This is a genomic window from Aerococcus sp. BD502, from assembly GCF_057919555.1.
Window position 1 is genome coordinate 200136 of sequence record NZ_CP147972.1, and the last position, 13318, is coordinate 213453.

The 13318-nt window shown below is 47.5% G+C and carries 12 protein-coding genes; 1 reads left to right on the forward strand and 11 read right to left on the reverse strand.

Translation table 11 applies throughout. The annotated features are described in order from the left end of the window. Window positions 1-11: 11 nt before the first annotated feature. The 11 genes from WF803_RS01050 to WF803_RS01100 all read right to left on the reverse strand — a co-directional run bounded on the left by WF803_RS01050 (window position 12) and on the right by WF803_RS01100 (window position 13056). Entirely contained in the window at window positions 12-485 is a 474-nt protein-coding gene (locus WF803_RS01050) for a cell wall elongation regulator TseB-like domain-containing protein (RefSeq protein ID WP_489611284.1), read from the reverse strand. A 47-nt stretch (window positions 486-532) separates the two neighbouring features. Beyond that, a complete protein-coding gene (locus tag WF803_RS01055; RefSeq protein ID WP_489611285.1) occupies window positions 533-3190 on the reverse strand; it encodes an exonuclease domain-containing protein in 2658 nt (885 codons plus the stop codon). 17 nt (window positions 3191-3207) lie between these two features. After that, window positions 3208-4464, reverse strand: a complete 1257-nt coding sequence (locus WF803_RS01060) for a CCA tRNA nucleotidyltransferase (protein WP_489611286.1) — start codon at window positions 4462-4464, stop codon at window positions 3208-3210. A 15-nt stretch (window positions 4465-4479) separates the two neighbouring features. Beyond that, a complete protein-coding gene (locus WF803_RS01065) occupies window positions 4480-5757 on the reverse strand; it encodes a tetratricopeptide repeat protein (protein ID WP_489611287.1) in 1278 nt (425 codons plus the stop codon). Between the two features lie 57 nt (window positions 5758-5814). Then, window positions 5815-6096, reverse strand: coding sequence for an HU family DNA-binding protein (locus WF803_RS01070; protein WP_489611288.1), 282 nt, complete (start codon window positions 6094-6096; stop codon window positions 5815-5817). Window positions 6097-6226: 130 nt separating this feature from the next. Beyond that, window positions 6227-7537: a ribosome biogenesis GTPase Der gene (gene der / locus WF803_RS01075; protein ID WP_489611289.1), complete on the reverse strand. Its 1311-nt coding sequence runs from the start codon at window positions 7535-7537 to the stop codon at window positions 6227-6229. Between the two features lie 99 nt (window positions 7538-7636). Next, complete coding sequence (rpsA, locus tag WF803_RS01080; protein WP_489611290.1) at window positions 7637-8920, reverse strand: 30S ribosomal protein S1; 1284 nt, start codon at window positions 8918-8920, stop codon at window positions 7637-7639. A gap of 125 nt (window positions 8921-9045) precedes the next feature. Further along, window positions 9046-9723, reverse strand: a complete 678-nt coding sequence (gene cmk, locus WF803_RS01085) for a (d)CMP kinase (protein WP_489611291.1) — start codon at window positions 9721-9723, stop codon at window positions 9046-9048. Window positions 9724-9737: 14 nt separating this feature from the next. Continuing rightward, window positions 9738-10526, reverse strand: a complete 789-nt coding sequence (locus tag WF803_RS01090; RefSeq protein WP_489611292.1) for a LysM peptidoglycan-binding domain-containing protein — start codon at window positions 10524-10526, stop codon at window positions 9738-9740. A gap of 105 nt (window positions 10527-10631) precedes the next feature. Continuing rightward, entirely contained in the window at window positions 10632-12077 is a 1446-nt protein-coding gene (locus WF803_RS01095; protein ID WP_489611293.1) for a RecQ family ATP-dependent DNA helicase, read from the reverse strand. 4 nt (window positions 12078-12081) lie between these two features. Further along, on the reverse strand, window positions 12082-13056 hold the full coding sequence (locus tag WF803_RS01100) for a helix-turn-helix domain-containing protein (RefSeq protein WP_489611294.1): 975 nt from the start codon (window positions 13054-13056) through the stop codon (window positions 12082-12084). Window positions 13057-13079: 23 nt separating this feature from the next. On the opposite strand from WF803_RS01100, the gene WF803_RS01105 reads away from it, so the two are divergent. Beyond that, entirely contained in the window at window positions 13080-13304 is a 225-nt protein-coding gene (locus tag WF803_RS01105) for a ferredoxin (RefSeq protein ID WP_489611295.1), read from the forward strand. Window positions 13305-13318: the final 14 nt, after the last annotated feature.

Sequence of the window (13318 nt, forward strand, 5' to 3'; positions counted from 1 at the left end):
CCTATCCGGCCCTATAAGCGCTCAATGGTTTCATACCAAACCGCATTATAGGCGTTAATATAATGATAACCTAGCTGGCCATCTTCATCAATGAAGCTGACTTCCCAGACAAAATACTTATCCTCATAGCCTAAACGGGCTTCCTTCACCTGAACTTTTGGTTTTTCATAACGTGTTAGGGCCAAGGCATTTTCTTCCGTCACCATTTCATCGACAAAACCTTGGTGGCTGATTTTTTTATCAGGCTGGTAAGTGAAGTAAACCTCCCGGCCCTCCGCATTCTCCGCCCTGACGGTAAGCCAAGTTTCGTCTTTAGTAAAGAGATAAAAATCTTTGATATGCTTTAAATTTTCTTTGCGGGCTACTTTTACCACTTGATTTTCTGCTTTGACTAAGGGTACTTGCGAACTTAAATAAGTAAAAGAAGTAAAGCAAACATAGCCAATTAAGAGTAGCAATAGGAGCCGTGCCCAACGTCCTCTCATAAAAGCTCCTTTCTGTCGTTCATCAATCTTCTATATATTATAGCATTTTACTCTATTAAGCGCAGTAATTCCGCCATACTGACAGGACAAGCGGCTTGTTCGCCCGGTAAGACGCGGCGAATCTCAGCCGTATAAGAACTCTCGAGGACCCGCCGATCTAAGGAAAGGATTGGAGCAGGTTTTTTCCCATAAGTCATGGCACGTCCCGTTAATTGGCCTAACCGCGTCAGCATGGCTGGCAAGGCAAAACGAGCGAAGTAATTTTCCTGATGGCTTTTGGCATACTGCTGGCGGGCCATTTCTAGCGGCTGATCCAAAGCCTGAAAAGGCAGACGCAGTAAGACCAGTAAATCAAGCCTAGTTTTAAAATGCAGGCCCTCAGCAAAGGGGCCGGTCACCAGTAATAAGCCATCCTTGGCCTCTTCAAAACGCTCATAGAGTTGGTAGGCATTCTGGTAGCGACTTTGGCTATAGATGCGCGCCCAAAAGTCCTTCGCCCAGATTTCCTTCAATCGTGCCTCACAAGCCTTAAGTAAAGCATAGGAAGGTGCGTAGCACATAATTTTTCCAGGCTTTTTCTGCCAAATTTCTGCTAAAATCTGGGCCGCTCGGGCGCCTGCTTCAAGGTCACTTAATTGATGCAGGCTCGTCCCCGCATTCAATTGGTAAACCTTAGGTAAGGCCGACGTGGGCAAGGCTTCAGCAGGTAATTCCTGCCAAGTCAGCCACATCTTAGGCCCAGCTTGTTCAGTTTTCAGCCATTGGCCGGGTGCACTAGCACTCATTAAGAGAACTTTCCCCGGCCAATTTTTTAGGCAATAGTTAGCTTCTTCACCGGCAAAAAGGGGCTGCTGGTAGAGCGTACCATAAAAATCTCCCCGCTCCCAAGCCGGTTCAAAGCTATAATACTGCCCATCTTCGGGAGCTAGCATAGCCTGAAAAGTCCGGCCCCAGCGCTTTATTTTTTCCGTATATAAAGCTAGCTGTGTGTTCTTGGACCCGTTCTGAAAAGCCACAAGCTCCCTTAAACGACTCTCCAAATGCCCAAGCCCCTGGCAGAGTTTTCGCCCGGGCGTTACCACACTTGGCAAGGGCCACGTCTTGATGGGCAAAGAAGCATCCGGTTCTAAGCTCTTATAGTAGGCTAATTGCTGAAATTCCTGCCGCCAGGCGAAAATGGTCCGGTCATAAGCCTCCCAGGCTTCCTGCAAGCTACTCACCAGAGCAAAATAATCGAAGGCAGGGGCAGATTTTTGACCCACCCACTCCGGTAGCTCCTTCAGTAGCCTTTGTAAATGCTCCAAAATATTTTCTAATTGGTAGAAATCAGTTTTTTTTGTTTGTGCCAGCCGACTCATGGGATAAAACTGCTGGCTCTCGTCCAGCAGTAAATGTGCCCCTGCTTCCACCCGAGGCTCACGGCTAATCGCTTCATGATGCTTAAGTAAATAGGCATGATTCGTGAGCACCACATCAGCCTTTTGCGTCCGCTGTAAGGCCAAATGATAATAGGAATAGGCGCCCCAGCGTTTTTGGTGTTGGGCCGTAAAATAGGCCCCGCCTGAAATTTTAGCCAAGAGCGTTTTGACACGCAGGGAGCGATTTAATTCAGCCAGATCTCCCGTTCGCGTTTCGGCCAGCCAGCAGAGAATAGCGAGCAAACGCAAAGCATCGCGTTTTTTCAGGTCCTGCTGGCTTTTAATTTCGTCATAGAAAGCCCGCAAAGCACTCAAGGACAGGTAATGCTCCTTCCCCTTCAAGAGGCTAACCCTAAGAGGACTTTGCCTGAGATTGGCTAGCTGCTGGCCAGTGGTTTGGTAGACTTGCTGCTGCAATAAAAGCGTCGACGTTGCCAGCCAACATTGCTGGGCCGGTTTTACCTTCAAACTCGCTGAAAGCGCCGCTAGGGTTTTACCTGAACCATAGGCCGCTTCTAGGAAGGCCGGTGTCGTCGCCTGACTATTGAAATATTGATAGCAATGCTCCTGCATTCGTACTTGCTGGGGCCAAAGCTTCAGGTTTTCCCCCGCTTCCGGCTTAAAAATGGACAGGCTAGTTTGGACACTCAAATTTTTCGGTAAGGCAAAGCCTTCCTTGACGCAGTAGTCATCAGTTTGAGGTTTTTTCCCGACCCACTCTAAAATGTAAGCCCCCGTTTCACGCAGTAAGCATGGCGCGAGAGGTGTCATCAAGGTTTTTAATTCCCGCGGTAGCTGCTCCAGCTTGGCCTTGGCCCTGAGCAGCAATTCAGCCGTAGCCTTAGCGTCATCAAACGCCTGGTGGGCCCGGTCTAGGGTCACCCCTTCCCGAGCAGCAAGCTGGCTAAGTTGATAACTTTTGGCCTGGGGAAAGGCCAGCCGAAAGAGCTCTAACGTATCCAAACCTGGCTGGTTAAGGGCCGGAAAACCATGCTTTTGTAAATGATAGCTTAAGATCCGATAATCAAAATTGATATTATGTGCTACAAAAGTCCGGCCCTTTAGCAGTTTTAAAATTTCCAGAGCCACTTCAGAAAATGGTGGGGCTTGGGCGACTTGCTCATCAGTAATGCCCGTTAAGTCTTCAATTCGCTTGGGGATGGCTTGCCTAGGATGAATATCGGTCGCATACGTTTTCGTAATACGATCCCCGTCAATTAAAACAATGCCAATTTGAATCATGGCATCACCCTCTTGATATTTAGGTCCCGTCGCTTCGATATCCACCACGGCAAATTTATCTCTTAAAATGGTCCTGCCTCCTCCCCATCAGCTAGAGACGTTAAAATGGCCTGACGTTCATTTTCGACCCGCTCGTACAAAACACGGTCAAGGGCCCGGTCAAGGTATTGGCCAATCATCTGCTTCGGTAAGTCCGGAAAATAGGCCATGATGTCATGCCCATTAATGGCTAAATCTTGGCGGCTGTGAATCGGCAAGCTTTGGTTAAGAGCTTGAAGTTTTTCCGTGGAAAGGGCGGGGGAAGCCAAGGCCCAAGGTGCCTCTTCCCTAGCCTCTCTTTCAATAAAATTGACCACAGTTTGCACCGTCTCAAAGCCGTAAGTAAACAGCAGAGTCCGCCAAGCAGCCTCTTCCCTTTTCGCGGCGAGTAGGCAAGTCGCATAAGCGGCTTGCTCTTGGCCAGATGCCTTTGACATTTTAAAATCGCGGTTGAGGGCTTTAAGGGCGGCCAACATGGACTCTTCCTCTTGCTTTTCCGTCCCTAGGAAAGCTGCTAGCGCCCAAGCAAAATCTGGCTTAGGCAATGAAGTGGTTCCCATGGCTGTCAGCATTTTAGGAAAGCCTTGAAAAATTTCAAAAGGCAGGGGAATATGTAGGGCCAGCTCCCCTTTCAATAAATAATAGAGGCCTTTTTGCCAGCGAAAACCTTGCCATAGCTTATTAAATTCCTGAGTCACCCGTTCAATGGCAATTTTTTCCAGCAAAGGGGCGTGTTTTTTAAGGGCAGCAAAAGTTGCCGGCTCAATGTCAAAGCTGAGCTGCCCACTAAAACGCACCGCCCGCATCATCCTTAAGGCATCTTCTTCAAAGCGTTCATCAGCCAGCCCGACGGCACGAATGCAGGCATTGTAAATATCATCCACGCCGTTAAAATAATCGATCAACTTGCCATTTTTGTCCATAGCCAAGGCATTCATGGTGAAGTCCCGCCGCTTAAGATCTTCTTTAAGGGACGAAATAAAAGTCACATGAGAGGGCCGGCGGTAGTCCGTATAAGTGTCCTCACTGCGGAAGGTCGTAATTTCATAAGTTTCCCCTGCATACCAAACCATCACCGTTCCATGCTCTAAGCCCACATCAAAATGCTTGGGAAAAAGCTTTTGAACTTCTTCAGGATAGGCGGAAGTCGCAATGTCCACATCATGAAGGGGCAAGCCCAAAACTTCATCGCGGATACTGCCCCCCACGAAATAAGCTTCATGGCCGGCGGCTTCTAATCTTTCTAAAATCGGACGTGCTTTTTTAAATGCATCGTTCACGTGCTACAACCCTCTCTAATCATAAAAGAAATCATCATCGGTTTGGTCTTCAACATAAGGTAGGAAACTAGCTGCATGTTTCAAGCGGGGAAATTCTTCAAAAACCCGGCGAATTGCCTCTCGCTGGCCATCCTCATGCATAAATTGCAGGTAGGATAGTAAAAAAGCCTCATCATGCTTAAGGTCAGGATAAGCCTTTTGGTAAGCCTGCCGGGCCGTTGCAAAGTCTTCTAAACCATTCGCCACGCGGGCACGCAGCCACTCCACTTGGGGTGATTCTTGATTTTTTAAGTCAATTAAAACGTCCGCGGCTTCGTCATAGGCTTCGGCTTTTAGGTACAGGTGGACCAGCCGTACGCGCGCCTCAATTTGCTCCGGCTCGCGCTCTAAAGTTTCCCGAAAAGCCTCCTCCGCCGCTTCCTCCTGTCCAAGCATTTCCTGTAATTGCCCTAAAGCTAGCGGATAAGACGCTTCGTAGGGGTCTTTTTGACAAGCTTCCTGAAGGGCCAGCAAAGCTGAATCATAAGCTCGCTCTAAAAGGCAAGCATTGGCATACTCCACCAAGGCACTGGGGGCTAGCTCGCCAGCTTCATAATAAGGTTTTAGAATTTGCTGGGCACGTTGGCTCTGCCGGAGCTCTAAGTAATGCTTCGCCAACTGGATGTCTTCCTCACGAGTTCGCTTCTCAACAGGCTCTTCTTCAAGCTGTGTGATCGCTTCTTCCCAATGCCCGAGTGCGCCATAGCAAGCTGTCCGTCGTTCTTTTACTAAAGCAACGGTATCGCTATCAAGCTCGTTAAGACGTAGGCGTTGGTAAGCTTCTAGGGCCTCTTGATAAGCACCCAAAATAAAGTAGACTTCACCTTCGGCTAATTGCAGAACGGGTTCATCTGGAGCTAAGGCGCGGGCCTCCTTAACTTTCTCCAAACTCACTTCATATAAGCCAAGTTGCTGGTAAATTTCCATCTCCAACAGTAGCCATTCCGCCGTTTGCACGCTTTGGGGCCGCTCTTTAGCCGTATCTAGGGCTGCTTTTGCTTGGCCATTTTCCAGGTACAGTTCTACCAGGTAATAAAGCCAAACATCATCATTCGTCAGTTTGACTTTCTCCTTCAGCAGAGTAATCGCTTGGTCTAAAGCTCCCAATTGGCGCAAGGTCCAAATGGCCTCCAACCAATCCGCATCCTGGCCGGTCTCAGCTAAGTTTTCCTGTAAAACCTGTAAGGCTTCCTCTATTTTTTTCGTCTCATTTTGCCGAATGACTTGGCACAAATGGTCTAAAGCTTGTTCCATAAAACCTCCAGCCCAATGAATAGAAAAAGCCAACACGGAGGCTGGCTTTTTCATTTATTATTGTTTTTTAACTGCGTCCTTCAAGCCCTTACCTGGTTTGAAAGCAGGTACTTTGCTTGCTGCAATTTGAATTTCTTCACCCGTTTGTGGGTTACGACCTTTGCGTGCTTTACGCTCACGTACTTCGAAATTCCCAAAGCCAATGATTTGAACTTTTTCTTCTTCAGATAAATAATCACGAATTGCTTCGAAAACGGCATCCACAACAGGAGCAACGCTTTTCTTCGAGCTACCTACTGAGTTTGCTACGCTTTGGACTAAGTCTGCTTTATTTGCCATAGTCTCACCTCCTAAAGGAAAGTCTCAGCCTATTCAATTAGGCGGAGTTATCTCTTCGATAATCCTTCTTAAGGATACCACATAGTGCGCGCCACGACAATGTTTTTTGGCATTTAATTCTTTAGTTTCTCTAATGTCTTTCGCGGATCAGCAAATGGATCGGCGTCCCAGAGAATTCAAAAGCTTCGCGAATTTGGTTTTTCAAAAAGCGCTGGTAAGTAAAATGCATCAGCTTCAAATCATTCACAAAAGCCACAAAAGTGGGCGGTGCTGTACTCACTTGCGTCAAGTAGTAAACCCGCAGGCGACGGCCTTTATCACTCGGTGTGGGGTTAATGGCCATGGCATCGGCTAAAACTTGGTTGAGGATTGAAGACTGTACCCGGCGATGGTAATTCTCTTGAACCTGAATGAGCAAGCCTGGTAATTGGCTGAGACGTAACTTTGTTTTGGCGGATACGAAGAGAATAGGTGCATAAGTGGCAAATTGGAAATGGGCCCGCACGCTTTCCTCATAGCGTTTGAGCATGTGCTGGTCTTTCTCCACCAAATCCCATTTATTGACGAGAATGACAAGCGCCTTGCCGGCTTCTACCGCATAGCCCGCCACATTTTTATCTTGGTCACTGATACCCGCCACGGCATCCAAAACTAAGACACAGATATCGGCTTGGTCAATGGCCGAGAGGGCGCGCATGGCACTGTATTTTTCAGTTGTTTCCTTAATACGGCCTTTACGGCGCAAGCCGGCCGTATCAACCATGCGGAATTTTTGCTCCCCCACCGTAAACTCGGTATGAGTGGCATCCCGCGTCGTGCCCGCCACGTCACTCACAATCGCTCGCTCCTCATTTAGCAAGGCATTCACTAGGGAAGATTTACCCGTATTGGGCCGGCCGATAAAGGCAAAGGATATCGTTTCTTCCTCCGGCATCTCCTCATTACCCTTTGGCAAGGCCTTAAAAATAGCTTCTAATAATTCCCCCAAGCCCAAACTGTGGGCCCCAGAAAGGGGTAAGGGATCGCCCAAACCCAGCCGATAGAAATCATAAATTTCTGCCCGCTGTTCCACATTATCAATTTTATTGACGGCTAAAACGACCGGCTTCTTACTGTGATGCAAGAGTCCAGCCAGTTGCTGGTCCATTTTCGTCACACCTTCTTGGCCATTCACAAGCATGACAATGGCATCAGCTTCATCCATCGCAATTTCAGCTTGCATATGGATTTGCTCTTGAAAAGGGGCATCAGAAAATGTGATCCCACCGGTATCTATTAAATTAAATTGCTTGCCGAGCCAAGAAATCTGCGTATAAATCCGGTCCCGGGTAACGCCCGGCTGGTCCTCCACGATACTGATCCGTTCGCCAGCTAAACGATTAAAAATAGTGGACTTTCCTACATTGGGCCGGCCCACAATTGCCACGGTAAAAGCAGCCATACTAACCCTCCTCACTCACGATCAATCATAAAAAATAGGCTAGAGCACGCCCTAGCCTATCCCTCAACTGCAGTCAAATAGTCCTGACAATCAGCCTGATTAATTATCTAAGTCTAAATCCTTTAATTGTTCACCCAGCAAGTCACCAAATGTGAAGCTGGTATCTTCTTCCGCTTCATGTTGGCGTTTTGCTTTGCCACGGTTTTGACGACGTGGAGCACTCTTACGGCCGCCGCCCTTGCCACCGTGATTGTCTTCATCACGAGCAGGACGTTCTGGTGCTTCTTCTAAAGCTTTGATGCTTAAGGATAAACGGTTGGCTTCTGGATTAACATCGAGAACCTTAACTTCTACCGTTTCGCCTTCCGTTAATTTGTCGGCAGGTGTTTTCACATGTTCGTGGGAAATTTGAGAGATGTGTACCAAGCCCTCAACGCCAGGGAACACTTCAACAAAGGCCCCAAAGTCTACTAAGCGACGCACAATACCTTCAAGAACAGCACCTTTAGGAGCTTTTTCTTCGATATTTTCCCATGGGCCTTCAAGCAAGTCCTTGATGGATAGAGAAATGCGGTGGCGTTCTTCATCAATGCTTAGAATCTTAACTTCGATTTCTTCTCCGGGTGTTAACTCATCCGATGGGTGGTTAACGTGGTGGTGAGCAATTTCAGAAATGTGAACAAGGCCATCAATACCACCAAGATCAATGAAGGCACCGAAATTGGTTAAGCGGGCAACTTTACCAGTAACAACTTCCCCTTCTTCAAATTGGGCAAGTTTTTCGGCACGTTCCTTAGCAGCTTTTTCTGCTGCAATTTCCTTGTGGGAAAGAATCAAACGATTTTCTTCTGGAACAATTTCCACAATACGAACTTCCAGTTCTTTACCCTTGTAAGGGCTAAAGTCTTTAACGAAGTGATCTTCCACCATGGAAGCAGGAATAAAGCCGCGCACGCCAGCATCAACCACTAAGCCGCCTTTAACGACTTTTTTAACAGGCACGACGATGGTCTCATCATTTTCGGCTTTTTCTTTAAGCTCTTCCCAGATTTTCTTCGCTTCAACGCGTTTACGGGAAAGCAAGAAAGAACCATTTTCTTTCTCTTTAATTTCTTTGACGACGACTAACTCAAGTACGTCACCAACATTGACAACATCTTCAATGTTTTCAATGGGTGAAGAAGAGATTTCTCTAAATGGCACAACGCCTTCCACGCCAGCACCTTCAATGCCGACAATGAGCTGATTGTTTTCATCAATAGTTAAAACTTCACCATTGACAGTGTCACCAATTTTAACATCCATCGTTTGATCTAGGATGTCTTCCATTGATGTCATTTCTTCTACTTCTTCGTGTTGCTTGTCTTCAAATTCATTGGTCATATGTTACAAAATCCTCTCCTATTGTGCTAGCCATCGACATTGAGTCAATGATACATCAATTATTTTACCATGCAAGCCCCACTCTGACAAGCCCTATCGGCGTTTTAATTGAAATAAAGGGGCGATTATTTTTCCTTGGGGAGTAAGTCAATAATATCTTGGACCACCTCAGGAATTGTGAGGCCCGTACTATCGATGAGAAAGGCATCCTCGGCTTGTTTCAAAGGTGATTCCTTGCGCGTTTGATCAAAGTGATCACGTGCTTTTAAGGCTGCGAGTACTTCCTCGTAAGAACTCGGCTGCCGTCCCTTTTCAAGGTCTTCTTCATAACGGCGACGGGCCCGCTCCTTTGCGCTCGCACTCAAATAGATCTTTAAGTCCGCATGCGGCATCACTACGGTACCAATATCTCGGCCATCCATCACGATACCTTGGTCCTTCCTAGCAAAAGCTTGCTGCAAGTGGACCAAATAGGTTCGCACTTCTTTTAAGCTGGCCACTTGGGAAACCTTTTCCGTCACCGCCTGCTGGCGAATCTTATCGGTCACATCCAAGCCATTGACCGCAATGCGCTGGCCTTTGGCGGTGGACTCCAGTGTGAGGCTTAAGTTTTCCAGGGCCTGCTTTAAAACTGGGGTGGAAGTTAAGGGAACGCCCTCAGCCAATAATTGCCAAGTCACTGCCCGGTACATTGCACCTGTGTCCAAGTAGGTTATTTTTAAGCGGTCACTGAGCTCGCGGGCGATCGTGCTTTTTCCTGAGGAAGCCGGACCATCAATAGCGATTTTCCATTGTTTTGCCAAATTGCTCGCCTCGCTTACTGCACCCGTAAGACCATGCCAGGCGCAATGTAAGAGCCTGCTGATAGGCCATTAAGTTGGAGCAGTTGATCCAAACTCATGCCGTGATTTAAGGCAATGCGGTATAGGCTATCGCCCGCCTGAACAGTATAGGTCCCTTGGGCGCCTTCAGCTGGCTGGCTGGTATTACCTTGATTTTGCTGCAGGGATTCGCGTTCCGCTTGATCGGCGGCTTTCTGGCGTTGGTCGGCTAATTTAGCTGACTCAGCTGCTGACTCGCTAGCACGTTTGGCACTTTCACGCGAGGCTTCCCGTTTACTTTCTTCAGCTTCCTTCTTGCTTTCTTCACTTTCTTTTTTGGCTAATTCCTTTTCCCGGCTCTCTTCCTCAGCCTTTTTAGCGCTGATATTTTGGGTTTTCGATACCATGACTTGGTCGGCTGATTCAGGTTCCGGTACTTTATTCCGGCTCATGCTATAAACCGTTATAGCCAAAGGAATAATAATAATCAATAATAGAAGGAAAATGAGAGCTTTCGTAATGGGTGAGGCGGGCTCACTCTGGTGATTTCTCGAGGAGCGGGAGTACTTGCGATTATTGAGATTCTCATACTCGCCATAAGCTTCTCCCTCAGCCTCCGCTTCCTGCTCTCGTTCCTTGGCGTCCACTTCTTCCCAGGCCGAAGCTTCCTCATATTCATCATATTTCTCGCCCTGGTCCTTAATAGTCTCTTCGTCTTGGTGGCGGTCGTCAGCATTTCCTTGCAAGCGATTTTTAACGTCATTAAATTTATCCCGAAAATTCATGGCTTTGCTTCCTTCCTCTCATTGCATATAAGCTGATTGTATCATGTTAAAGGGTTTTTGTCATGACTTGTCTTTCCAACTATAAAACGTTTCCGTCCTTAAAAACTATTTTTGTCCGAGCAGCTGCTGCAAGCGATAGATAGCCGAATTTTGCCAGCTTCTCTTTAAACTCGGCTGGGTCAGGTAGCTTTGCCAGGTTGAGCTTTTAGAAAAATCAGGCGAGCAATAGCAACAGCAAAGTCCTCGTTCCTCAGGAGGCTCTTGGCCAAAATGCGCAAGTAAAGTTTTTCTTAAGCATTTTTCGTCCTGTAAGTAAGCTTGCATTTCGCCAATCGCCCCCTGTTCTTGGGCTATGAAATGCTGGTAGGCAGCCTGGCGCTCCGTGTTAGTTGAATAGGCCTTTAAATAATAACTAAGGGTGTGGTTCACGTCAGCAGGCAAGTCTTGTAAAAATAGCTGCTGTTTTCCGAGTGGATAGGACACCAAGGTCTCTAAATAGGAAGTGAACTCAGCCAAAGTCAATAAACTCGCGTGCTTAAAGTAGGATAAGCGCCCTTCCTCGTCTTCATCTAATAGCAGTAAGCAATAAGCGAACTGCCCATCCCGGCCCGCCCGGCCCGTTTCTTGACTATATTCCGCTAGCGTTTTTGGGGCATGGTAGTGCAAAACAAAGCGAACATTCCCTTGATTAATGCCCATGCCAAAAGCTGATGTCGCTAGAATAACATCTAAATATCCGGCTTGGAATTGCTCCTGAACGGCGAGGCGTTCTGCCGAGCTTAAATCCCCATGGTAGCCTGTCACTCTTAGGGAGGTTTCGGCTTTTAACCAAGCCACTAAGGCCGCCAATTCTTCCTTCTGGTGGACATACACAATACCAGGCTTGGGTAAATGCTCCAGATAAGCTTTCAGATAGGCCGCTTTCTCAGCTGCAGGGACGATTTTTCGATCGTAAAAGAGCTTGGGCCGATCCAGGGGAACTTGAATGACGGTGCGCTTGCGTCCAGGCGGAAACAAATGCCGGTTGACATCAGCCATCACGCGCTCATTAGCGGTGGCACTGACAGCCAGGATAAGCGGCCAATTTAAATTGGCTAAAGCCTCCTGCAATCTTAAATACTCTGGGCGAAAGTTTAAGCCCCATTGGGAAATACAATGGGCTTCATCGACAACGAATAAGCGGAGGGGAATTTTTTGAAGCGCACGCAGGACTTCTGGCTGCATCAACATTTCGGGCGATAAGAGAATAAATTGATATTGGCCTAAATGCTCCAAAAAAGGCTCGCGCTCCGCCGGTCGGTATTGGCTGGTTAAAGCTAGGACCCGTTTAAGGCCCAGTTTCTGCAATTGGTAAAGCTGGTCTTCAATTAAAGCCAGTAAAGGGGAAACGATCACCGTGGTGCCCGCCCTTCCGTATTGGAAAAGCTGGTAGATTAGAGATTTCCCCCCGCCCGTGGGCAGTAAAGCTAAGGTATCCTCTCCCTTTTCCAGGGCGAGAAGGGCCTCTTTCTGGCCGGGTTTAAAAGTTGCCACGCCTAGAAATTTTTCCAAGATTTTATTCCAAGTCAAAAGCTTCACCTCGCTCTTCGTAAATTTTTAAAATATGCCAGTAGCGAAATAACCAGTAAGGCTCTTCGGGATAGTGAGCGGTGAAGGTGGCATAGTCCTTAGGGGCTCGTTTAGGTGCTTCGTTTATTCTTTCCTTAAAAATAGGTAGGAATAAGCGCGGTGCCCGCAAGGCAATTTCGATAAAATGATCCGCAATCGTACTTTCTTTGAGCTTGCGGGCCTGGGCAATAGCCGGCAAGGTTAAGCCAGCTAAAATGCCCTGGTAAGTGACTGTCGCTGAAGCATTCCAGACGGGATTTCCTTCCGCTACCGCCCTTAAAAATTCGCCAGTCAGCGTAGCCGAAGTTCCCCAGATAAAGTACTGATAGCAATAATCTAAAGCAGCCTCCCGTAGAAACTGCCGCTCTGCCCTTGGCCAATGAACCCCTGGTGGCCAATCAGCTAAAAGCATAGGCGGCAATTCATAGCCAAAAAACAAGGCCATCAGCCAAGCATCTAGAGGTTTAGGTAAGCTGGCCAGCAAGCCGAGCCACTCTTGGTAAATCGAAGCATAGGACAATTCTGAGCGGTAAGCCTGCAGGAACCAACGCACCCACTGCAAGCTAGGCTCATGCTGGTACAAGGGGGCCACTTGATGTTGCCCATGAGCTAAATAAGAGAGGGCCTGCAGCCAAGATAATAAGGCATTTTCCCGCACTTGCCGGTGCTTAATAGGCAGGTAGCCCACCCGCCCTTTGGCCAAAGTCCACAGGGCTTCTTGGGGGGGACCGCTCGTTTGGCTATTTTCTCGCACACGCTGGTAGTCAGATTTTTTCAAGTTTGGTAAACTGTTAAAAAAAGGATCAAGACCATGTTGAAAGGAAAAAAATAGCGTGGTCGCTGTCCGCTTGCCCACTAAAACTTGATAAGTCGAGGAAGCAGGCAAATGCTTAGTGGCTTCAAGAAAATAAGAAAAAAACATGGTGACTCCTTCGAGGTGAGTAAATGAAAGGAAAAATTATTTGCGAACGTTGTATTGCCTGTGGCCTCTGTCAAATTAAGGCGCCCGAGTTATTTGCCTATGACGAGGAGGGGATTGCTCATTTTAAAAATGACCAACAGAGTACGGAAATGACCATTAGCGAAGAAGACCTCCCCGCTTTTAAGGCGGCCCTGACCCATTGCCCAACAGGGGCCATTCAGCGTCTGAAAGAAAAAAATGGTGAATAAAATTCACCATTTTA

What these genes read in the sequence shown, in the direction of transcription:
- WF803_RS01100 (WP_489611294.1), bottom strand. Translation starts at nt 13,056, where the DNA reads ATGTTTTTTTCTTATTTTCTTGAAGCCACTAAGCATTTGCCTGCTTCC.
- WF803_RS01065 (WP_489611287.1), bottom strand. Translation starts at nt 5,757, where the DNA reads ATGGAACAAGCTTTAGACCATTTGTGCCAAGTCATTCGGCAAAATGAG.
- der (WP_489611289.1), bottom strand. Translation starts at nt 7,537, where the DNA reads ATGGCTGCTTTTACCGTGGCAATTGTGGGCCGGCCCAATGTAGGAAAG.
- WF803_RS01090 (WP_489611292.1), bottom strand. Translation starts at nt 10,526, where the DNA reads ATGAATTTTCGGGATAAATTTAATGACGTTAAAAATCGCTTGCAAGGA.
- rpsA (WP_489611290.1), bottom strand. Translation starts at nt 8,920, where the DNA reads ATGACCAATGAATTTGAAGACAAGCAACACGAAGAAGTAGAAGAAATG.
- WF803_RS01070 (WP_489611288.1), bottom strand. Translation starts at nt 6,096, where the DNA reads ATGGCAAATAAAGCAGACTTAGTCCAAAGCGTAGCAAACTCAGTAGGT.
- WF803_RS01050 (WP_489611284.1), bottom strand. Translation starts at nt 485, where the DNA reads ATGAGAGGACGTTGGGCACGGCTCCTATTGCTACTCTTAATTGGCTAT.
- WF803_RS01105 (WP_489611295.1), top strand. Translation starts at nt 13,080, where the DNA reads ATGAAAGGAAAAATTATTTGCGAACGTTGTATTGCCTGTGGCCTCTGT.